At 69.8% G+C, this 22,051-nt stretch carries 15 protein-coding genes; 11 read left to right on the top strand and 4 right to left on the bottom strand.

Annotated elements, in window-relative coordinates:
* The first annotated feature begins 78 nt into the window (after positions 1-78).
* From ABTX62_RS23375 to ABTX62_RS23405, 7 genes are read left to right on the top strand one after another with little or no spacing between them, the layout of a single operon-like run.
* Positions 79-1,068, top strand: coding sequence for a DUF1702 family protein (locus ABTX62_RS23375; protein ID WP_352118002.1), 990 nt, complete (start codon positions 79-81; stop codon positions 1,066-1,068).
* A gap of 56 nt (positions 1,069-1,124) precedes the next feature.
* Entirely contained in the window at positions 1,125-2,975 is a 1,851-nt protein-coding gene (locus tag ABTX62_RS23380; RefSeq protein ID WP_352118003.1) for a CRTAC1 family protein, read from the top strand.
* A gap of 2 nt (positions 2,976-2,977) precedes the next feature.
* Positions 2,978-4,036: an enediyne biosynthesis protein gene (locus tag ABTX62_RS23385; protein WP_352118004.1), complete on the top strand. Its 1,059-nt coding sequence runs from the start codon at positions 2,978-2,980 to the stop codon at positions 4,034-4,036.
* Entirely contained in the window at positions 4,033-9,879 is a 5,847-nt protein-coding gene (locus tag ABTX62_RS23390; protein ID WP_352118005.1) for a type I polyketide synthase, read from the top strand. Before ABTX62_RS23385 ends, ABTX62_RS23390 begins: the two co-directional genes overlap by 4 nt.
* A 4-nt stretch (positions 9,880-9,883) precedes the next feature.
* Positions 9,884-10,345: an acyl-CoA thioesterase gene (locus tag ABTX62_RS23395; RefSeq protein ID WP_352118006.1), complete on the top strand. Its 462-nt coding sequence runs from the start codon at positions 9,884-9,886 to the stop codon at positions 10,343-10,345.
* A complete protein-coding gene (locus ABTX62_RS23400) occupies positions 10,342-10,887 on the top strand; it encodes a flavin reductase family protein (RefSeq protein ID WP_352118007.1) in 546 nt (181 codons plus the stop codon). The genes ABTX62_RS23395 and ABTX62_RS23400 overlap by 4 nt, the downstream gene beginning before the upstream one ends.
* Entirely contained in the window at positions 10,884-12,233 is a 1,350-nt protein-coding gene (locus ABTX62_RS23405; RefSeq protein WP_352118008.1) for a cytochrome P450, read from the top strand. Before ABTX62_RS23400 ends, ABTX62_RS23405 begins: the two co-directional genes overlap by 4 nt.
* A gap of 62 nt (positions 12,234-12,295) precedes the next feature.
* Here ABTX62_RS23405 and ABTX62_RS23410 read toward each other — a convergent pair whose 3' ends face one another.
* The gene (locus ABTX62_RS23410) at positions 12,296-13,087 is read right to left on the bottom strand and encodes a helix-turn-helix domain-containing protein (RefSeq protein WP_352118027.1); all 792 of its coding nucleotides are present in this window, start codon (positions 13,085-13,087) and stop codon (positions 12,296-12,298) included.
* Positions 13,088-13,127: 40 nt separating this feature from the next.
* Complete coding sequence (locus ABTX62_RS23415; protein WP_352118009.1) at positions 13,128-14,207, bottom strand: ParB/RepB/Spo0J family partition protein; 1,080 nt, start codon at positions 14,205-14,207, stop codon at positions 13,128-13,130.
* Positions 14,208-14,487: 280 nt separating this feature from the next.
* Between ABTX62_RS23415 and ABTX62_RS23420 the strand changes: the two genes are divergently transcribed.
* The 3 genes from ABTX62_RS23420 (at position 14,488) to ABTX62_RS23430 (ending at position 17,628) form a co-directional block, all read left to right on the top strand.
* Positions 14,488-15,075, top strand: a complete 588-nt coding sequence (locus ABTX62_RS23420) for a DUF5987 family protein (RefSeq protein WP_352118010.1) — start codon at positions 14,488-14,490, stop codon at positions 15,073-15,075.
* Complete coding sequence (locus tag ABTX62_RS23425) at positions 15,072-16,730, top strand: FAD-dependent oxidoreductase (protein ID WP_352118011.1); 1,659 nt, start codon at positions 15,072-15,074, stop codon at positions 16,728-16,730. The genes ABTX62_RS23420 and ABTX62_RS23425 overlap by 4 nt, the downstream gene beginning before the upstream one ends.
* A 94-nt stretch (positions 16,731-16,824) precedes the next feature.
* Positions 16,825-17,628: a TIGR03084 family metal-binding protein gene (locus ABTX62_RS23430; RefSeq protein WP_352118012.1), complete on the top strand. Its 804-nt coding sequence runs from the start codon at positions 16,825-16,827 to the stop codon at positions 17,626-17,628.
* Between the two features lie 116 nt (positions 17,629-17,744).
* On the opposite strand, the gene ABTX62_RS23435 is transcribed toward ABTX62_RS23430, so the two are convergent.
* Complete coding sequence (locus tag ABTX62_RS23435; protein ID WP_352118013.1) at positions 17,745-19,073, bottom strand: FAD-dependent oxidoreductase; 1,329 nt, start codon at positions 19,071-19,073, stop codon at positions 17,745-17,747.
* Positions 19,074-19,296: 223 nt separating this feature from the next.
* Here ABTX62_RS23435 and ABTX62_RS23440 point away from each other — a divergent pair, with 223 nt between their 5' ends.
* Positions 19,297-20,460 carry an epoxide hydrolase family protein gene (locus tag ABTX62_RS23440; protein ID WP_352118014.1) on the top strand — a complete coding sequence of 388 codons (1,164 nt, stop codon included), beginning with the start codon at positions 19,297-19,299 and terminating at the stop codon, positions 20,458-20,460.
* Positions 20,461-20,535: 75 nt separating this feature from the next.
* Here the strand turns inward: ABTX62_RS23440 and ABTX62_RS23445 are convergent, their stop codons facing one another.
* Entirely contained in the window at positions 20,536-21,864 is a 1,329-nt protein-coding gene (locus ABTX62_RS23445; protein WP_352118015.1) for an FAD-binding protein, read from the bottom strand.
* Positions 21,865-22,051: the final 187 nt, after the last annotated feature.

The following is a 22,051-nucleotide window of genomic DNA, read 5'->3' on the forward strand; positions in this document are numbered from 1 at the left end:
TAGACGCCGCTCCGGTGCATCTGGCTACATTCGATTCGCCTGGGGATTCAAGGGATTCATGAGGGGCGGTTTACTGTTGTGTCCAGTGTATTTGGCGCACTCCGGCGTCGATTGCTCACACCTCCTGTTTCTGAAACGACCATGGAGCTACGCGGATTCCATGTGAAGAGCGCGGAATCAAAAGAGCGGCTCGAATACATCGGTGAGGTGTTCCTGCGGGGCTACGCCCACGCGGTGGAGGCGAGCTCGCCCGCCGAGGCGGAGGAACTGCTGGAGACCGTCCCGCGGGACATGCGCGGTTTCGCCTACGAGGGCGCCGGCATGGGCGCCGTCGTGCACGACGCGCTGCCCGGTCACAGCGGCAGACTGCGGGGACTGCTCGCCGGCCGGGGCCGTCACCACGACTACATGATCTACGTCGGCGTCGGCTGGGCGATGGCCCGCCTGCCGAAGCCGCTGTGGCCCGACATCCCCACCACCGACCCGCTGCTGCGCTGGCTGGCGCTGGACGGGTACGGCTTCCACCAGGCGTACTTCAGGACCGACGCGTACGTGCGCAGCCCCCACGTCCAGCACCCCTTCCGCTGGCGCGGCGGCCACAACCACTACACGGCCAACGTCATCGACCAGGGCATCGGCCGCGCGCTGTGGTTCGTCGGCGGCACCGATCCCGACGTCGTCACCGGCCTGATCCGCGCCTACCCCGAACACCGCCACAGCGACCTGTACGCGGGCGCCGGACTCGCCTGCGCCTACGCGGGCGGGGCCAGCGAGGACGAGCTCGCTCACTTCGCCGAGGGCGCTGGCGAACACCGCTGGGCGCTCGCCCAGGGATCCGCGTTCGCGACCGAGGCGCGCGTCAAGGCGGACACGGTCATCGACCACACCCATCTCGCGGCCCGCGTCGTGTGCGGCACGACGGCGGAACGTGCCTCGCAGGTGTGCCGGGACACCCGGCCCCAGGATTTCGGCGCCCACGGCGCATTCCCGGCCTACGAGAAATGGCGGCGCGACATCGCCGCGCAACTCGCACCTTCTTCGCTCGTTTCGAAAGGGGCCGACAAGTGACGGTCGCAAAGAGCTGGCTTCGCAGAAATTCGCCTGGAGTCGTCGCCCTGGCCTTGATGGTGGGCACGTTCTACGGCGTGCGGCTGCCCGAGTCCTCGGCCGCTGAGATCGACAAACTGGCGAAGAACTTCTCCTTCCAGCCGATGTCCATCGCCATGCCCGCCGGATTCGACAAGCACGAGGTCCGGAAGGTCAACAAGGCCTACCAGCACATCGACGCCTGGATCTCCTCGGTGGGCGCCGGTGTCGCGGTCAACGACCTGGACGGCGACGGCCTGCCCAACGACCTGTGCGTGAACGACGTGCGCATCGACCAGGCCGTGGTCACCCCCGCACCCACCCGCAAGGACAAGTACGAGCCGTTCGCGCTCGACCCGGCGCCGCTGGGCACCAGCAAGACGATGGCGCCGATGGGCTGCATGCCCGGCGACTACGACGAGGACGGCCGCATGGACCTCCTCGTCTACTACTGGGGCCGCACGCCCGTGCTGTTCATGAACGAGGGGGACAAGGGCGAGCCGCTGACCGCCGCCTCCTTCACCCCCACCGAGCTGCTGCCCGGCAAGGCCGGCCGGACGTACACCGGGCCGCTGTGGAACTCCAACGCGGCGGCCGTGGCCGACTTCGACGGCGACGGCCACGACGACATCTACATCGGCAACTACTTCCCCGACAGCCCGGTCCTGGACCCCGCCAAGGACGGCGACGTCACCATGAACGCCTCACTGTCGCACGCCCAGAACGGCGGCGGCGGCCACTTCTTCCGGTGGACGAAGGACGGCTACGAGAAGGTCAGCGACGCCATCCCGCAGGGCCTGAACAAGGGCTGGACGCTCGGCGCCTCCGCCGCCGACCTCGACGGCGACGCGCTGCCCGAGATGTTCCTTGCCCACGACTTCGGCACCTCGGCACTGCTGCACAACACCTCCACCCCGGGCAAGCTCCGCTTCTCCGAGGTCAAGTCCGTGCACAGCGCGACCGTGCCCAAGTCCAAGGAGATGGGCCGCAGCTCGTTCAAGGGCATGGGCGTCGACTTCGGCGATTTGGACCACGACGGGCAGTACGACATGTTCGTCAGCAACATCACCACCTCGTTCGGCATCCAGGAGTCCAACTTCGCCTTCATGAGCCAGGCCGGCAGCCGCTCCGAGTTGCAGGGCCGCTTCGCCGACGGCGAGGCCCCGTACAAGGACAAGTCCACGGACATGGGGCTCGCCTGGTCCGGCTGGGGCTGGGACGTGAAGACGGGCGACTTCGACAACAACGGCGACCTGGAGATCACCCAGGCCCTCGGCTTCGTCAAGGGCAAGAAGAACCGCTGGCCGCAGCTGCAGGAGCTCGCCACCGCCAATGACGCCCTGATTCCCAACCCCCTGTGGTGGCCCAACGTCAAGCACGGCGACGACCTCGCCGGCAGCCAGCGCATGCGCTTCTTCGCCAAGGACCCCGACACCGACCGCTACCACAACCTCTCCGTCGCCCTCGGCATCGGCGAGCCCGTCCCCACCCGCGGCCTCGCCACCGGTGACGTCGACGGCGACGGCCGCCTCGACCTCGCGGTCGCCCGCCAGTGGGGCGAGCCGGTCTTTCTTCACAACGTCAGCGAGAACCCCGGTTCCTACCTGGGTCTGAAGCTCACCCACCCGGACGGCTCCCCCGTGGTCGGCGCGGAGGTCTGCGTCGAACTGCCCGACGGCACCAAGCGCGTCACCCGCCTGGACGGCGGCGGCGGCCACTCCGGCAAGCGCAGCACCGACGTGCACATCGGACTGGGCAAGGACGCCGACGGTCCCCTCCCCGCCATGATCACCTGGCGTGACCGGGCCGGCGAGGTACACGAGCAGAAGCTGAAGCTCAAGCCGGGCTGGCACAGCCTCGAGCTGGGCACCGAGGCCAAGGAGAAGTGACGATGTCCGCACCCACCACCGCCGCACCCACCACGGCCGCGCCCACCCCGGCCGCACGGCACAACCCGAAGGTCACGACCGCGCTGCGCCGGTTCGCGATCTCCATCTCCGTGCTGAACATCTTCGGCTACACCCTGCTCGGCTTCGAACAGCCCTGGATCTGGCCGTTCGTCGCCCTGGCGACCGGCTACACCGTCGAGATCGCCCTGGAGTTCATCGGGGCCCGCGCCGAGGCCCGCGCCCCGCGCTTCGCCGGTGGCGGCTTGAAGGGCATGGTGGAGTTCCTCTTCCCGGCCCACATCACCGCACTCGCCGTGAACATGCTGTCGTACGTCAACGACAAGATGTGGGTCATGGTGTTCGGCGTCATCGTCGCCGTCGGCACCAAGTGGGTACTGCGCACCCCGGTCAAGGGCCGTATGCGGCACTACATGAACCCGTCGAACTTCGGCATCGCCGTCATCCTGCTGCTCTTCCCCTGGGCCTCGATCGCCCCGCCGTACCACTTCACCGAGTACCTCGACGGCGGCTTCGACTGGCTCGTGCCGGCGATCATCATCACCCTCGGCACGATGCTCAACGCCAAGCTCACCGAGCGCATGTGGCTCATCCTCGCCTGGGTCGGCGGCTTCGTCGTCCAGGCGATCGTCCGCGGCCTACTGTTCGGCACCTCCATCCCCGCGGCCCTGGCGATGATGACCGGCGTGGCGTTCGTGCTCTTCACCAACTACATGATCACGGACCCGGGCACGACCCCGTCCTCCAAGTGGGGCCAGATCGCCTTCGGCGGCGGTGTCGCGGCCATGTACGGCGTGCTGACCGCCATGAGCGTGGCGTACGGCCTCTTCTTCGCCACCGCAGTCGTCTGCGCCATCAGGGGCGCATTCCTGTGGACCGCGGACATCGTGGCCAGGAGGCGTGCCGAGGAAGCCCTGGAGCTGGCCGCGGTCGAACAGGCCATGGACAGGGACGCGGCGCCGGCGTGCGACTGCCCGGACGGTGCCTGTGCCTGCCCGCCCGAGTCCCAGGGCCAGACCCGGAAGGTCCCGGTGGCAGCATGACCAGAATCGCCATCGTCGGCATGGCATGCCGCTATCCGGACGCCACGTCACCCGACGAACTGTGGGACAACGCCGTCGCCGGGCGGCGAGCCTTCCGCCGGCTGCCCGACGTCCGGATGAACCTGGATGACTACTGGCACGCCGACCCGGCGACGCCCGACACCTTCTACGCGCGCAACGCCGCCGTCATCGAGGGATACGAGTTCGACCGGATAGCCCACCGGATCGCGGGCAGCACCTTCCGCTCCACAGACCTGACGCACTGGCTCGCCCTCGACACCGCCGGACGGGCCCTGGCCGACGCCGGTTTCCCCGGCGGCGAGGGCCTGCCGCGCGAGCGCACCGGAGTGGTGGTGGGCAACACCCTCACCGGCGAGTTCTCCCGCGCGAACGTCATGCGGCTGCGCTGGCCCTACGTACGGCGGGTGATGGCCGCGGCCCTGGCCGGCCAGGACGGCTGGGACGACTTGCGTGTCGAGGGTTTCCTCGCCGAGGTCGAGACCGCATACAAGGAGCCGTTCCCGGCTATCGACGAGGACACACTCGCGGGCGGTCTCGCCAACACCATCGCGGGCCGCATCTGCAACCACTTCGACCTCAACGGCGGCGGGTACACCGTTGACGGAGCATGCTCCTCCTCCCTCCTGTCGGTCACCACCGCCGGCACTTCGCTCCTGTCCGGTGACGTCGACGTCGCCGTCGCCGGCGGGGTCGACCTGTCGATCGACCCGTTCGAGATCATCGGCTTCGCGAAGACAGGAGCACTCGCCAAGGGCGAGATGCGCCTCTACGACCGCGGCTCCAACGGCTTCTGGCCCGGCGAGGGCTGCGGAATGATCGTGCTGATGCGGGAGGAAGACGCCCTGGCGGGCAACCACCGCATCTACGCGACGATCGCCGGCTGGGGCATCTCCTCCGACGGTCAGGGCGGCATCACCCGTCCCGAGGTCAGCGGGTACCGGCTCGCGCTGCGACGCGCTTACGAACGCGCCGGGTTCGGCATCGACACCATCCCCCTCTTCGAAGGGCACGGCACGGGCACCGCCGTCGGCGACCGCACCGAACTGACAGCCCTGATGGGCGCCAGGGCAGCGGCGAACCCGACCGCACCCGCCGCCGCCATCAGCTCCATCAAGGGCATGATCGGTCACACCAAGGCGGCGGCCGGCATCGCCGGTCTGATCAAGTCGGCCAAGGCCGTCGACAGCCAGGTCCTCCCCCCGGCCGTCGGCTGCGTCAACCCGCACGAGCTCCTCGTCGGCGAGCAAGCCAACCTGCGGGTTCTGCGTACGGCCGAGGCCTGGCCGCAGGATGTGCCGCGCCGCGTCGGTATCACCGCCATGGGCTTCGGGGGAATCAACACCCACCTCGTCCTGGACGAGCCCGCCGCCCGTCGGCGCACGCTGCCCAGCCGCCGCTCGATGGCGCTCGCGCATTCCGCCCAGGACTGCGAACTGCTGCTGCTGGAAGGCGACTCGCGCGAGGCCCTGCGCGCCCGGCTCGTTCAGGTCGCCGACTTCGCGGGGCAGCTCTCCTACGCCCAGGTCGCCGACCTCGCCGCCACGCTCGAGCGAGAACTGCGGGGCCTGCCGCACCGGGCCGCGGTCGTGGCCACGTCCCCGGAGGACGCCGAGCGACGGATGCGGCAGCTGGTCGACGCCCTCGACGCGGGCGAGAAGGCGCACTTCGCCTCCGACGGCCGCAGCTTCCTGGGTCACGCTACCCGCCGCGGCCGGATCGGTTTCCTCTTCCCGGGGCAGGGCTCCGGAACGGGCACCGACGGCGGTGCGCTCCGCCGCCGTTTTCCCGAGGCGGCGGAGGTCTACGACAAGGCCGGTCTTCCGACCACGGGTGACATGGTGGCCACCGACGTGGCCCAGCCGCGCATCACCACCGGCTCGGCGGCCGGTCTGCGTGTCCTGGACGCCCTCCGGGTGGAGGCGACTGTCGCCCTGGGCCACAGCCTGGGCGAACTGTCCGCCCTGCACTGGGCCGGAGCCCTCGACGAGGAGACACTCCTGCGGGCAGCCCGGGCCCGGGGTCGTGCCATGGCCGACCACAGTGCCTCGGGCACCATGGTGTCGCTGGCCGCGGGCCCGGAAGAGGCCGAGCGGCTCATCGACGGGCTGCCCGTCGTCATCGCCGGATTCAACGGGCCGGCGCAGACCGTCGTGGCGGGAGCGGTCGACGCGATCGAGGAGGTGAGCGGCCGTGTCGCCGGGGCGGGGGTCGGCTGCACCAGGCTGGCCGTCTCCCACGCCTTCCACTCTCCCTTGGTGGCGCCGGCTGGCGCCGCCTTCGGCGGCTGGCTCGCCGACGCCCGAATCGGCGAGGTCGGCGCCCGTGTCATCTCCACCGTCACCGGCGGAGAACTGGCCCGCGAAACGGACCTGGCAGAGCTGCTGCGACGGCAGATCACGGAGCCCGTGCGGTTCACCCAGGCGGTCACGGAGGCCGCCCGGGACGTCGACCTGTTCGTCGAGGTGGGCCCTGGGCGGGTGCTGAGCACGCTCGCCGCACAGTCGACCGAAGTCCCGTCCGTGGCGCTCGACACCGACGCCGAGTCGCTGCGGGGGCTGCTGGGCGTCGGCGGCGCCGCGTGGGTCATCGGCGCGCACGTCTCCCACGAGCGGCTCTTCGGGGACCGTCTGCTCCGGCCTCTGGACGTCGGACAGCGCTTCAGCTTCCTCGCCAACCCCTGCGAGCAGGCCCCGAAGGACGCCCGCCCGGCGGCGGACCTGGTGTCCTCGGCTGCCGCGGACGCCCCCGCGGGCCCTGCCACCCCGGTACTGGAGCCCGCGAACGGTGCCGAAGCCGCAGAAGCGGACGGCAGCGCGGAGACCACCGCCCTGGACGTGCTGCGCGACCTCGTCGCCGCGCGGGCCGAACTGCCCAGCGACCTCGTGGACGCCGACCACCGGCTCCTGGACGACCTGCACATGAGCTCGATAACGGTCGGTCAGATCGTGAACCAGGCCGCGTCCCGATTGGGCATCGCCGCATCCCAGATCCCGACCAACTTCGCCACCGCCACACTGGGCGAACTGGCTGAGGCGCTGGAGACACTGGTCGGCACGGGCGGCGGGAGCGACGCAGAGGACGCCGACCCGGTCACGGGCGCCGCGCCCTGGGCCCGGCCCTTCGCCGTGGACCTCGACGAGGTACCGCTGCCCCGGGCCGTCGAGGGCGGGAACGAGGGCGCTTGGCAGCTCTTCGCCCCGGCCGGCCACCCGGTGGCCGGGGAACTGCGCGAGGCTCTGCAGACGGCCGGGGTCGGCCCCGGCGTGCTGGTGTATCTGCCTCCGGCTTGCCCCCCGGAGCAGATCGAACTCGCCCTCGCCGGTGCCAAGAGCGCCCTGGCGGGCCATGACGACCGGCGTTTCGTCCTGGTGCAAGACGGCCGGGGAGCGGCTGGGCTGGCCAAGACGCTCCACCAGGAGGCTTCCCGTCTGCGCACGACGATCGTCCACAGTGCAGCGGACGAGGGTCTGGTCAGGCGGGTGGTGGCCGAGGTGGCCGCAACCACCGGTTTCACCGAAGCCCACTACGGCCCCGACGGAGTGCGCCGGGTACCGACGCTTCGGGCCCTGCCCGTCGAAGCCGGACGCACGGACTCTCCACTGGACGCCTCTGACGTCCTGCTGGTGACCGGAGGCGGCAAAGGCATCTCCGCCGAGTGCGCTCTGGCGATCGCCCTGGACAGCGGGGCACGGCTTGCGGTGATGGGTCGCTCCGATCCCGCGGTGGACCGGGAACTGGCCGACAACCTCAAGCGGATGGCCGACAGCGGCCTCACCGTGCACTACGCGCGTGCCGACGTCACGGAACCGGCGCAGGTACGGGAGGCCATCGCCGAACTGCAGAAGGAACTGGGGCCGGTCACCGGTCTGCTGCACGGCGCGGGACGCAACGAGCCCGGGCCGCTGCGCGAGCTGGAGCCGGAGGACTTCCACCGTACCTTCGCGCCCAAGGTCGACGGTCTGCGGACCGTGCTCGATGTGGTCGGTGCCGGCGACCTGAAGTTGCTGGTCACCTTCGGCAGCATCATCGGCCGCGCCGGGCTGCGCGGTGAGGCCCACTACGCCACCGCCAACGAGTGGCTGGCCGACCTGACCGAGGAGGCCGCCCGGACCCATCCGCGGCTGCGCGCCCGCTGCGTGGAGTGGTCTGTGTGGTCCGGGGTCGGCATGGGCGAGAAGCTCGCGGTCGTCGAGTCGCTGTCCCGTGAGGGCATCACGCCGGTCTCCCCGGATCAGGGCGTCGAGATCCTGATGCGGCTGATCCGGGACCCGCAGGCACCGGTGGTGACGGTCGTCAGTGGCCGCGCGGAGGGCATCGACACGGTGCGACGCGACCTGCCGCCCCTGCCGCTGTTGCGGTTCACCGGCAATCCGCTGGTGCGCTACCACGGCGTGGAGCTGGTCACGGAGGTCCAGCTGAACGCGGGCACCGACCCCTACCTCGCCGACCACCTGCTGGACGGCAACCTGCTGATGCCCGCCGTCATGGGTATGGAAGCGATGGTCCAGGTCGCGGCCGCCGCCACCGGGTGGACCGGCACACCGGTGATCGAAGACGCATGCTTCCTGCGGCCCATCGTGGTCCCGCCCGACGGCAGCACCACGATCCGCATCGCGGCGACCGTCACCGGCACGGACAGCGTCGCCGTCGCCGTCCAGGCCGAGGACACCGGCTTCGCCGCGGAGCACTTCCGCGCCCGGCTGGTCTACTCGGGCGCCACCACGGCGGACGGGCCGCCCCTGCAGACCGCCGTCGACACGCCGGAGGTGCCCCTGGACCCGGCGAAGGACCTGTACGGCGACATCCTCTTTCAGGGCGCGCGTTTCCAGCGGCTGCTCCGCTTCCACCGGGCCGCGGCGCGCCACGTGGACGCAGACGTGGCCGTGCGCGAGCCCCAGGGCTGGTTCGCCGGCTTCCTGCCCGGCGAACTGCTGCTGGCCGACCCCGGCATGCGCGACGCGCTGATGCACGGCAACCAGGTGTGCGTCCCCGACGCCACACTGCTGCCCTCGAAGGTCGAGCGCATCCACCCACTGGGCGCCGGTTCCCACGTGCCCGAAGAGCTGCGCTACTGCGCGGTCGAGCGGAGCCGCGACGGCGACACGTACGTGTACGACATCGCGGTCCGCGACGCGGACGGCACCGTCGTCGAACGCTGGGAGGGCCTGACCCTCCACGCGGTGCGCAAGACCGACGGCTCCGGGCCGTGGGTCGCCCCACTGCTCGGCCCGTACCTGGAACGGACGCTCGAAGAGGTGCTCGGCACCCGCATCGCGGTCACCGTCGAACCCCACGGCGAATCACCGGCGGGGTCCGTCGCCGAACGCCGTGCGTTCACCGTGACCGCGGCCTCACGCACCCTGGACGCCCCCGCGGTCGTGCACCACCGGCCCGACGGGCGCCCGGAGCTCGCCGGGGACTGGCACGTCTCGGCCGCGCACGGTCTGGAGCTCACCCTCAGTGCGGTATCCGGCACCGAGGTGGCCTGCGACATCGAGGCGGTCAGCATGCGTGCCCCGGACGAGTGGAAGAGCCTGCTCGGCGAGCACGCCGCGGTGGCCGAACTGGTCGCCGCGGAAACCGGGGAAGCGCCCGACACCGCCGCCACCCGAGTGTGGAGCGCGGTGGAGTGCCTGCGGAAGGCGGGCGTCATGGCGGGCGCGCCGCTGACCGTGCTGCCCCGGCGCAAGGACGCCTGGGTGGTCTTCTCCGCCGGCGGACTGAGGATCGGGACCTTCGTCACCGCCCTGCGTGACGCGCTGGAACCCGCCGTCTTCGCCTTCCTCACGCACGCTCCGGAACCCACGGAAGGGCGGTCCTAGGACCATGAAGGAAAGCTACTTCGAGTACCGGCACACGGTCGGCTTCGAGGAGACCAACCTCGTCGGCAACGTCTACTACGTCAACTACTTGCGGTGGCAGGGGCGTTGCCGGGAGCTGTTCCTCAAACAGGAGGCCCCCGAGGTCCTCGCCGACGTCCAGGACGACCTCAAGCTGTTCACGCTCAAGGTGGACTGCGAGTTCTTCGCGGAGATCACTGCCTTCGACGAACTGTCCATCCGGATGCGGTTGGCGGAGCTGGGACAGACGCAGCTGGAGTTCACCTTCGACTACGTCAAACTGGCCGGGGACGGAGCCGAGACGCTGGTCGCCCGTGGCAGGCAGCGGATCGCCTGCATGCGCGGACAGAACACCAACACGGTGCCTTCGCTGATCCCCGAGGCGCTCGCCCGGGCCCTGGAGCCGTATGCGGCGCAGGCCCGGCCGATGCTGGGGCGGACGGCATGAGCGCGCTGGCCGCCGTACCGCCTTCCGACGTGGGAACGGCCGACCCCACGAGGCTGCGGCGGGCCCTGGGAGCGTTCGCCACAGGCGTGACCGTGGTGACGGTCGGCGGCTCGTTCCCCCACGGCATGACCGCCAACTCCTTCACCTCTGTCTCCCTCGACCCGCCCCTGATCCTGGTGTGTCTCGGCCGGGACACGATCATGCACCGCGTCCTCGCCGACGCCGAGACCTTCTCCGTGTCGGTGCTGGACGCCGGGCAGGAGCAGGTGGCCCGGTACTTCGCCGACCGCTCCCGGCCGACGGGGACGGCCCAGTTCGAGACCGTGCGCTGCAGGCCGGGCAGGTCGGCTGACGCACCGCTGATCACCGGAGCTGCCGCACACTTCGAGTGCGCGAAGTGGCGGGCGTACGACGGAGGCGACCACATCATCTGCGTGGGCGAGGTGCTCGCCCTGCACGATACGCCGGACCGCGAGCCGCTGGTGTTCCATCGCGGCCGCTTCCGGCGGTTCACCACCGCACGGTCGGACGGTGCGGCATGAGCGCCGATCCGCCGTCCCCGCCGCTTCGTGCGCTGCCCGGCCTGCTGCGCAAGCTGGCCGTGGACCGCCTAGGGATGATGCGCGACGCGGCTGCCCTGGCCGATGCCGTCCGTGTCGCCATGGGCCCGAGGAAGATGTACATCTTCAACCGGCCCGACTACGCCAAGCACGTGCTGGCCGACAACGCCGCCAACTACCGCAAGGGCATCGGGCTGGTGGAGTCCCGCAAGATGCTCGGTGACGGATTGCTGACCAGCGAGGACCAGCTCTGGCGCGACCAGCGGCGCACCGTTCAGCCGGCGTTCAGGCCGGGGCGGATCGCCGCCCAGGCCGCGGCCGTGGCGGAGGAGGCGGTGGGCCTGCTGGGCGCGCTGGGCCACCGGGCTGAACAGGGTCCCGTCGACGTGCTGCAGGAGGTCACCGGATTCACCCTGGGAGTGCTGGGGCGGACCGTGCTGGACACCGGCCTCGGCGGGCACGGGAGCATCGCGCACGCCTTCGAGGCGGTACAGGACCAGGCGATGTTCGACATGGTCACGCAGAACATGGTGCCGACCTGGGTGCCGCTGGCCACCCAGCGGCGGTTCCGCAGGGCCCGCCGTGAACTGATCCGGAGCGTCGACGAACTGGTCGCCGACCGCAGTGCGCGCATGGCGGACGGAGGGGACGCCGACGACGCGTTCTCCCGCATGATCCTCGCGGCCCGCGAGGAACCCGACCCGGCGGCCGCGCGGAAACGGCTGCAGGACGAGCTGGTCACCCTGCTGCTCGCGGGACACGAGACCACGGCCAGCACCCTGGGCTGGACTCTGCTGCTGCTCGCCCGCCACCCGCACGTCCGGGATCTGGTGCGCGAGGAGGCCCGCGGCGTGCTGTCGGGCGGCAGGGCGCCGGAGGCGGAGGACCTGCACAAGCTGATGTACACGACGCAGGTCGTCCAGGAGGCCATGCGCCTCTATCCGCCCGTGTGGATCCTGCCGCGCGTTGCCAGACAGGCCGACCAGGTCGGGCCGTTCACCGTGGCGGCCGGCGCTGACGTGCTGGTCTGCCCGTACACACTGCACCGCCATCCCGAGCTCTGGGAACGGCCGGAGAGCTTCGAGCCGGGGCGGTTCGACCCGGCGCGCGTCGCCGACCGCCCCCGCTACGCCTACATCCCCTTCGGGGCGGGGCCACGGTTCTGCGTCGGCAGCAACCTGGGAATGATGGAGGCGGTCTTCGTGACGGCCCTGCTGACCCGGGACCTGGACCTGCAGGTCCTGCCAGGCCATGAGGGGGTCGCCGAACCGATGATGTCCCTGAGGATGCGCGGAGGGCTGCCCATGACCGTCCGCCGGGCCAGGTGAGAAGGGGACAGGGACGCCCGGGCCGGCCGCGGCCGGCCCGGGTTCCCCCGACGTACGGCAGGTCAGCCGACGGCGGTCTGCAGAGCGGCGGTCCTGCGCAGATCCAGCAGGGCCATCAGCACTGGGGGGTCGAAGGCTCCCAGCGGCCGAAGGGCGATGCCCACCGGCAGGGGCAGCGCGTCGGCCTGCACCGTGACCGGCCCGTACCGTCCGACGGAGACGACCTCTCCGTCGCGGCTGACGCCGGAGACGAGATGCTCCTGGCCATAGGCCACCGAGTGCGCCAGGACGTACCAGGAGCCGGCCGGGACGTCACGCAGTTCGAAAGCTCCAGGACCCTCCAGCACCGTGCACCGCACGGGCCGCCCCTGGGGGACCTGGGTGGGAAATATGCCCACGTAGCAGTAGCCGGCGGGCCGTCCCTCGGGGAGGGTGACATGGCCGCGCAGCGTTGTGCCGGACGGGCCGGACGAGGGGACGGACGGCTCGGACGACGACTCCGGGCCGATGCCGGTCGTGAAACCCTCCAACTCCCGGTAGACGCTGGGGGAGACGCCCACACAGGACTTGAAGCGCGAGCTGAAGGTTCCGACACTGCTGTAGCCGACCAGACTGCTGATGTCGGCGACGCTGAATTCGGTGTCTATCAGGAGGCGCTTCGCCTCCTGGATGCGGAGCGCCGAGAGGAATCTTCCCGGTGAGGTACCGGTGACGTCCCTGAATATTCGCGTGAAGTGGAATTTGCTGAACATGGCCGTGCGGGCCATGTCGTCGATCGTCAGGTCCTGTCCGAGATTGGCACGCATGTTGCTGATCACCCGATGGACAGCATGCTCGATGGTGGTGGAAGTCACCATGTCTCCCTGTCGTTGATGTCAATCCGCAGACGTGCTGTCAATTCCGATGCTGTGCGCCTGCCTGCATGCGGGAAGGGCGCTCCGCGCCGGTCAGCCGACGGCTGGTGAGGTCCTCAGCAAACCTTTTCCAGGCGTTCGAACACTGGAGGGCGAGTTCCGCGACCGTAGCCGCGCTGTGTGGGGGAACGGCGTCCACTTGCTGGCGCCACGCGTCGTCGCTCAGGAAATGGTCGTGGAGCCAGCGAAGGAAATAGCGACCGGATTCCGAGTGCCGCAGCGACGGGTCGGAGGAGAGTTTGCGCAGCAGCTCCACGGACGTCCGCGACCTTCCCAGCGGTGTGGATTCGGGGAACGCCGAGGGAGGCCTGCCGAGAGTGTCGGGGTCACCTGCCGCACAGGCTGGGCGGGTCAGCGGCACGGTGGCTTCCAGGGGCCGGCCCCGGGCCGGCTGCCTGCGGCTGTCGGGTACCGGGGCCTCGCCGCGCAACAGGCGCTGGCGGACGTCGTGCGCGGTGCCGAGTGAGAGCCCCGTTTCCTGGACGATGGCCCGCAGCGGCAGATCGGGACGGGCGGTCATCAGCTCAGCCGCGCGCAGGCGTTCTGCCGTGCGGTTGAGCGGATGGGCCCGGCCGTTACTGCCCATCCGCATGTTCGACCGCGCGGAATCCTTGGTTGAACGCGACCGGATGGCGGCCACGGTCTTGGGTGACAGACCACTCAAGACCGCTACGGCCCGGTCGGAGAGCTCGGGTCGCGCGTCCAGGATGCGCCGGGCCGCTGCCTTGCGGTCGTCGGTCGACAGGAGCAGGCCGTGGACGACGTTGGCCGAAACGGAATGAAGAAACGATTCCTCTTCTGTTCCCGTGAAGTAGCGCGCCCGTACGGTGGTCAGTCCCTTCAGCCTGGCCGCGGCGAGCCGGTGCATCCCGTCGATCACGCGCATCGTTGCGCGATGTACAACTATCGGAGGCAGTTCCGGTAAGACTTCGGCAAGTTGCCTGACGTACTTCTCGTTGATGCCCTCCAGGCGAGGAGAATCCGCGGGCAGCAATACCTCGATCTGCACCCAGTCCGTGAAGTCCGTAAGCGGTTCTGGGGTTGTGCCGACGCTTTCCAACTCCCCTCCCCTTTTGAGTCCAGGACGTGCTGCGAGACGCTCTTCCTTCCCGTGTCCGGATCGATGGCAGGGAAAGGGACACGTCGTCGGCGAAGTTACCGTTCCCAGGGTTTCATCGCGAGATCCCAGGCGAAGAAGCGCCGACTTTCATTGGTTTCATGGAACAACCCGCTGTTCACTCGAACCCGGACGAGTCAGTTGTTTGAAAACACTTACCGGGTCTAGCTTTCTTTTCCACAGCACCGGGACAACGCCGATATCACTGGAACGGGAGGTTCAGGTGCAGGAAACGGAAGAGGAATCCGAGCGCAGGGTCGAGATTGCCGACGATGCCGTGCTCACGCTTGAGGCCTACGCGGACACGATCGTCCCGGGACAGAAGCGCTGGCCGGAGGACAGGGCCGTCGCCGGAGCCGTGGAGGACGGCGGCGCCGTGGCCGCCGGCGCGATCGAGCTGCTGCGCTGGGATGCGACGGGCATCCACGACGATCTCGAGAACCTGGCGGACCTCGCCAACGAGCACGCCCAGGCCTACGCGGAGGAGACGGGGCTCGCACTGGACGGGACGGTTCCGCCGTTCGTCGCCCTCGGTTACGAAGACCGCGTGGCACTGGTCCGGAGGCTGACCGCTCCAGGACATCCGGAGAAGGAGTTCTGGGTCCTGCTCTCCCTCTTCTGCAACATGGCCTTCGACTCGGCCGCGCACCTGCACACCGCTGAGGCGATCGCCGACGGCCACCCCGGCCTGCGGGCCATGGGCATCACCGCGCCCGGCGCTGACGGGCTGTGGCGCTTCGAAAACTTCGGCTACGGCCGCGCACTGGCACGCCTCCACCCCGACACCACGTCCACTGGGAGCCCTGCATGAGCAGCAGTGTCGAGCGTACGGAAGTCCTGGTCGTCGGCAGCGGGTTCGGCGGCGCGATCACTGCCTACCACCTCGCGGCAGGCGGCGCCAAGGTGACTGTCCTGGAGCGCGGTCCCTGGCTGGAGCACGACGAGTTCGAGCACGACTACAAGCTTGGCTCCTCCTACACGCGGATCTTCGACTTCATGGTCGGCGACGGGATGAGCGTCCTGGGCGGGAACTGCGTCGGGGGCGGCAGCGTGGTGTATTTCGCTGCCATGCCACGCGCACCGCGATTCGTCTTCGACCGCCAGGGCTCCATCGGCCGCCGCATGTGGCCGAAGTCGATCAGCCGCGAGAGCCTGGACCCCTGGTACGACCGCGTCGAGGAGTCGCTGTCCGTCGCCCGTCAGGGCTGGGAGGACGTGAGCTACGCCGGCGGACTGTGGGCGGCGGCCTGCTCCCAGGCGGGCCGCACCGCCAACCCGCTCTCGGTTGCCATCGACAAGGCCAAGTGCGTCAACTGCAACTGGATGATGGCCGGGTGCCGGTTCGAGGCGAAGCAGTCCCTGCTCGTCAACTACCTTCCCGCGGCCCTCGCCCACGGCGCCGAGATCCGCCCCCTGCACGAGGTCCAGTACCTCGAGCGCACCTCGGACGGCGGGTACAGGGTGCACTACAACGTCGTGGACGGCCAGGACTACCGCATCACCGCCGGCAGCGGGGTGATTGAGGCGAAGATCGTCGTGCTGGCGGCCGGCGCGGGTGCGACGCCTGTCATCCTGCAGCGCAGTGAAGGGCAACTGGGCCGGATGCCGCACGCGGTCGGACGCTACTTCTCCGGTAACGGCGAGCGGCTCAACACCGCCATCATCGACGAGGACAAGGCGGCCGAGCTGCTCGGACTGGACCGCGGAGCCGGGTCGGCGTACCGCGCCAACCACATCGGCAGGGGGCCGACCGTCGCCAGCTGGGACCGCCTGGACGGCTCGCTGCCGGAGTACTCCCGCTACTCACTGGAGCAGCTCTACTTCCCGCCCGGCCTGGGAACGATCCTCGCCCAAGTACCGGATGCCGCCGGCCCCGCCTGGTTCGGTGCGGAGAAGAAGGAGATCCTCAAGCGCTGGACCTCCTGGCTGACGATCTTCTCCATGATCGAGGACGACAACGAGGGCGTCTTCGGTCCGCCCCCCGCAACCGGCAACGCTCACCGCATCTCCCAGCAGATGCTGGGCCGCGGGAACCTCAGATACGCGCCCACGCGAACCACCCTCGACGCCTGGGCGAAGTCGGACGCCGAGGTAAAGGAAATCCTCGAGAAGGACGGCCTGGCACGGGTGATGCCCTGGACCAACGACCTGGTCGGTGCCTACACCGTGCACCCCCTGGCCTCCTGCCGGATGGGGGACGATCCGCACACCTCGGCGCTCGATGACCGCAACGAACTGCGCGGCCACCCCGGCATCTTCGTCACCGACGGCTCCGCCGTCCCCGGCGCCCTGACGGTCAACCCGGCCATGACCATCTCCGCACTCGCCGAGCGCGCGGTGCCGGGCATCGTGCGGGCCGCCCGGGACCGGGGCGTCGGCGTCACCTACGGCGCGCCGGCCCCCAGCGGCTCCCGCAGCGGACGCAGGGACGTCCTGCCCCTGCTGCCCGACCTGGTGGGCAACTGACCGCCTGCGACCGGGACTGCCCGGCACGCCCAGGTGAGCCGTCCGGAGAAAGCGCTCCGGCGCCCCGAGCCCCATACCTGTCTAGGAGGCACAGATGATCCCCGCGAACGACGTACTCAAGGACCTCGCCGCCGACATCGACGATGTCGTCCGCCTTGTGGAACCTCTGGATGACGAAGCCTGGTCCACTCCCACTCCGGCCCCCGGCTGGACCATCGCGGACCAGATCGCGCACCTCACCTTCATCTTCACACTGGCCAGGAACGCCGCGGCCGCGCCGGAGCGGTTCAAGGCCATGACGGCCGCGGCGGCGCGCGACTTCAACGGTGCGGTCAACGCCGCCCTCGCGCAGTTCAACGCCTTCCCCCCGGGGGAGCTGCTCGCCCGCTTCCGCGCCGAGGGCGAGGCCTCGGTCGAAGCCCTGTCCTCGGTTCCGGAGGACCAGGTCGTGCCGTGGCTCGTCCGCCCGCTGCCTCCCGCGGTACTCGCCTGCGCCGGGATCATGGAGGTCTTCGCCCACGGGCAGGACATCGCCGACGCCCTGGCGGTGCGCAGGGAGCCCACCGACCGGATCCGTCACCTGGCCCAGTTCGCGTTCCTCACCCGTGACTTCGGGTACGAAGCGCGCGGCCTCACCCCGCCGGCCGAGGCCTTCCGCTTCGAGCTCACCGCGCCCTCGGGTGAGGTCTGGACGATCGGTCCGGACGACGCCGCCCAGACCGTCAGGGGACCGGCCGGCGACTTCTGCCTCCTGGTGACCCGCCGCCGCCACCGCGACGACCTGGCCCTGACCGCGACAGGCCAGGACGCGGAGGCATGGCTGGACATCGCGCAGGCCTACCGCGGCCCTGCGGGCGAGGGCCGCAAGCCGGGTCAGTTCGCCGGCGCGGGACAGTGAACGCACGGTAGGGGGAACGGCTCTCCCGTCGCGGCGGAGCCGGAACCGACCGGGCGGTTCCGGCTCCCCTTCGGGCGTGCCGTCATCGGCCTCGGGGGCGGCGTTCCCCGGCAGCGCTACCGTGCGGAACCGCGCAGCACACGGGAGATCACCCACGGTCGCATGAGGGCCTGGGGCGGGTCGACGAGTCCGGCGGTACGCAGAAAGGCAGCCGAGAGCTCACCGTCCTCGGCGGCGGCAGCCTGCAGGCGTGTGATGTAGGCGTTGCCCAGCCGCGTCTTGAACGTCCGGCGCCCCTCGACTTCCGGGAAGCCGAGGTCCGCTCCCGCGGAAATGTCCCAGGGAGCGTCGATGGCCCGGGCCAGGTCGCGGAAGAAGGCACGAGGCTTGGGCGGACCCTGGCTCAGATGCCGGCGCAGCACCAGGGCCTCGATCGCGGCGACGGACATCCCCTGGCCGTAGACCGGATTGAAGACACAAGCGGCGTCACCCATCACCAGCAGTCCCTCGGGGTGGCGCGACTGCCGCTCGTAGCGGCGCCGGACGCTCGCGGGGAAGTGGAACGACACCGGAGGCCCCAACGGCTCGGCATCGCGCAGGGCCTTGTACACCTCCGGGACCGGCAGGGACTCGGCGTAGGCGAGGAAGCCCTCGTGATCGGTGGGCGGGCGGTCGCCGAGAAGCCCGGTGAGCGACAGCGAGTAGCGGTCGGGCATCCGGGCGAAGATCGCCCCCCGCCGGATCTCCGGAGTGGCGACCGGGAGGAGGGCGATGTCGTCACCGATGGGGTCGAACGGCAGGGGACCGCGGAAGTGGCAGGTCGTATAGGTCAGATCCATCTTGACGCGTTCCTCGGCCACTTCCGGATAGCCGAGTTCCACCAGCCACCGCGGCGTGCGCGTGCCGCGCCCGGTCGCGTCGACGACGAGGTCTGCGGCAAGTACCTCCTCGGCGGAGCCCTGCGCACGCGACTGCACGCGGACCCCGGTCACGCTGCGCCGGTCCGGAGAGGTCACGAGCCCCACGACGTCGGTCAACTCCCGCACGGTGACGTTGGACAGGCCCTTGATCCGGCGCCGGATACGGCTCTCCAGGAGCGGCCGGCCGGCCGCCACACACGTCAGCCCGGTCTCCGCCTTCTTGATCGCCTTGCCCTCGAAGTACCACGTCAGGCTGGTACCGAAGTCACCGATGGGCACGCCGAGCGAGACCAGCTCATCCGTGAAGCCGGGGAACATCTCGTCGAGTATCTGCTGTCCGCGGGCCAGCAGCGCGTGGATGTGGTGTCCCTGGGGTACGGCGCGGCGCGGATCGCTCCCGTCGGTGAGCTCGTCCCGGTCGACCACGGTCACCTTGCGATAGGCGTCAGCGAGCATCCGCGCTGCGAGTGACCCCGCGATGCTGCCTCCCAGGACCACCGCGTGATCACCGACATAACCACTCATGATGACGCCTCCGAATCATGCGGAACGATCTCTCTGTAATGCAAAGTAGCGGCACGGAGGTTGCCGTGATTCTTCCAAGGTGCTCACTGCACGAGTTGCTCTTGCCGCCGTGACGAGCGGCTCCATAACGTGGCCGTGAAGCAGCTCCGCAGCTTGGGCTCTTCCTGTCCGGTCCGTGGATTCTTCACTCTTGAAGGCGCGAGCGAATGCAAAGGAGCTATTGGTGGATCCGTTCCGCATAGAAATTCCGCAGGCAGATTTGGACGACCTGCGTCGGCGCCTGGATGCCACCCGTTGGCCGAGCGACATTCCCGGCACGGGCTGGAGCCGCGGTGTTCCGCTGGACTACCTCAAGGAGCTCGTCGAGTACTGGCGTACCAGCTACGACTGGCGGGAGGCCGAGGCGCGTCTGAACTCGGTCCCTCAGTTCACCACCGAGATCGACGGCACGAACGTGCATTTCATGCACATCCGCTCCCCCGAGCCCGATGCCCTTCCGTTGATCATCAGCCACGGCTGGCCGGGTTCGGTGGCCGAGTTCCTCGACATCATCGGCCCGCTCACCGATCCCCGTGCGCACGGCGGGAATCCGGCCGACGCATTCCATCTGGTGATTCCTTCGCTGCCCGGATTCGGCTTCTCGGGCCCCACTCCCGAACCCGGCTGGAACCTACCCCGGGTCGCCGCCGCATGGGCGGAACTGATGCGGCGCCTCGGATACGATCAGTACGCCACGCAGGGCGGGGACCTCGGAGCCTGGACCAGCCTGACACTCTCGGGGCTCGATCACGAGCATGTCGTGGGCACCCATGTGAACTTCCTGATCACCCCGCCGTCGGGCGATCCGGCCGACCTCGCCGGACTCGACGAATCAGACCTCGCGCGCCTGAACCTGCTGACCGAGTTCGGCGCAGAGGGCTCCGGGTACATGAAGATCCAGTCGACGCGACCGCAGACTCTCTCCTACGCCCTGACCGACTCGCCAGTGGGGCAGCTCGCCTGGGTGGTCGAGAAGTTCATGGAGTGGGCGGACACGGACAAGGTGCCCGAGGACGCTGTGGACCGTGACCGGCTGCTGACCAACGTCATGATCTACTGGCTCACCGCGACCGCCGGTTCGAGCGCCCACTTCTACTACGAGATCTCCGACGTGCTGCCGACGGCTCCCACCCCGCCCCCTCCCGCGCCACCGCTGCCGACGCCGCTGGGCGTCGCGGTGTACCCGGCCGATTCGGCCCAGCCCGTCCGCCGGTTCGCCGAGCGCGCCTTCCCCAACATCGTGCACTGGGCGGAGCTCGAGCGCGGCGGTCATTTCGCCGCCATGGAGCAGCCCGGCCTGTTCGTCTCGGACCTGCGGGCGTTCGCCCGCGCGCTGCGGGCGGCCTAGTCGACCGTCGCTCTCTTGCGCCCTGATGCCCCGTACGTGCTGTACGGGGCATCAACGTGCACAAAGCGGGTTCGGCTAGAGGCGCGGAGAGTGGGACGGTGCCATCCGGCCGAACGGCTCATGGGCGTCGGGGGCTCCGCAGTGCGTCGCCGCATACGCGTAATCAGCGCCTCCCGCCTCCCTGCCCCTCGTCCGCAGGGCCAGGTTGTCGCGCACCATGCGGTCCAGCAGTTCGGGCCGGCCGGGGGGTGCGGTCCGCTGTAGCCCGAAGACGACGGTCATGGCATCGCGCGCCTTCGGAACGTTCGGGGCGGCGAGCCGGGCGGTGGGGATGGGGTAGAGGAGCACGCTCCCTCCCAGTCCGATGTCCTCCTCGGTGAGGCCGGCCAGAGTCTCTGTGATGAGCGTTGCCGCGCTGCGGCCCGGCAGGAGGACATTGCAACGCGGATGCGGATGGTGCTGCCACGAGCCGAGCGCTCTCAGCCGGGCCTCGAACGGTGCGACCCGGTTCAGGAAGGCGTGGTAGGAGGTGGTCTCGATCCTGTCGACATGATGGTGTGTGAGGCCCGCCAGCAGTGCGGTGTCGTCGGGCTCGTGCGGTACGTCGAAGGACTGCATCGCCTCCAGGACGAACCTCCAGTCCGACTCTCCGGAGCAGTGGGCGTGTCCCTCCACGTGCTCGAACCGTCCCTCGTGGACCAGCCGTTGCTGGTCCGCGAGGAGTGCGGCGGGATCGTGGTAGACGAGGCGGTAGGTCCGTGCGGAACTCCTCGCCCCGGTGAGCGCGATGGTGGCACCGGTGATGATTCCGTACCGGCCCAGGCTCCCCCTGACCGCGTCGAAGAGTCCGGGGTGCCGGACGGGCGAGCAGGTGAGAAGGTCGCCGTTCGCGGTGACTACCTCGAGTTCGAGAACGTTGTCGGCGATGCTGCCGTGCCGGTGGCTCGTGCCGCCGATCCCGCCGACGGACAGTGTCCCGCCGACGGACAGCCCGAGGTAGTCGGGCACCACGAGAGGAGCCTGGCCGCGAGGCAGGGTGGCATCGAGGACCGCGCTCCACCGTGCACCGCCGTCCACGCGCACGAGGCCGGGACCCGGCTCACCGACTCCGCGGAGCGAGGACAGGTCGATCACGATCCCGTCCGATGCCTGCGCCTGACCGTCCACCGAACAGGCCGCACCCCGGGGGACCACCGCGAACCCGTTCTCCCGGCCGAAGCGCACGATCGCCGCGACATCCTCGGCGTCGGCGGGGTACAGCACGGCGACGGGCCGGAGATGTACGCGGTTGCCGAAGTCCCGCGCCGCAGCGACGAGATCGCTTTCGCGTGTGCTGAGGACACCGCGCAGGGGCGGCAGGCCCGGACGGGAGGAAGACTCGAACCGGGGGAGGACGCTGGTCATGATGCGACTTGCCGCGGGTCCGGCCGCTCCGCTGCGATCTTCCGAGGTGCCTCTCGGCCCATGACGGGATCTCTGCCCACGACGACTCCATACAGTCCGGTGGTATGCGGCTCACACATCCCTGTGTGACTCGACGTCCCGGGCTTGCGCTGCCGTGGGTCAGGCGCTGCGGAACCGCATCGCTCGC

It is taken from the genome of Streptomyces sp. NPDC096046, from assembly GCF_040303285.1.
GTDB lineage: Bacteria > Actinomycetota > Actinomycetes > Streptomycetales > Streptomycetaceae > Streptomyces.

Excerpts from the sequence above, each read along its gene's own strand:
- ABTX62_RS23390 (WP_352118005.1), top strand. The coding sequence starts at position 4,033 with ATGACCAGAATCGCCATCGTCGGCATGGCATGCCGCTATCCGGACGCC.
- ABTX62_RS23400 (WP_352118007.1), top strand. The coding sequence starts at position 10,342 with ATGAGCGCGCTGGCCGCCGTACCGCCTTCCGACGTGGGAACGGCCGAC.
- ABTX62_RS23395 (WP_352118006.1), top strand. The coding sequence starts at position 9,884 with ATGAAGGAAAGCTACTTCGAGTACCGGCACACGGTCGGCTTCGAGGAG.
- ABTX62_RS23430 (WP_352118012.1), top strand. The coding sequence starts at position 16,825 with ATGATCCCCGCGAACGACGTACTCAAGGACCTCGCCGCCGACATCGAC.
- ABTX62_RS23435 (WP_352118013.1), bottom strand. The coding sequence starts at position 19,073 with ATGAGTGGTTATGTCGGTGATCACGCGGTGGTCCTGGGAGGCAGCATC.
- ABTX62_RS23405 (WP_352118008.1), top strand. The coding sequence starts at position 10,884 with ATGAGCGCCGATCCGCCGTCCCCGCCGCTTCGTGCGCTGCCCGGCCTG.
- ABTX62_RS23445 (WP_352118015.1), bottom strand. The coding sequence starts at position 21,864 with ATGACCAGCGTCCTCCCCCGGTTCGAGTCTTCCTCCCGTCCGGGCCTG.
- ABTX62_RS23425 (WP_352118011.1), top strand. The coding sequence starts at position 15,072 with ATGAGCAGCAGTGTCGAGCGTACGGAAGTCCTGGTCGTCGGCAGCGGG.
- ABTX62_RS23385 (WP_352118004.1), top strand. The coding sequence starts at position 2,978 with ATGTCCGCACCCACCACCGCCGCACCCACCACGGCCGCGCCCACCCCG.
- ABTX62_RS23380 (WP_352118003.1), top strand. The coding sequence starts at position 1,125 with ATGGTGGGCACGTTCTACGGCGTGCGGCTGCCCGAGTCCTCGGCCGCT.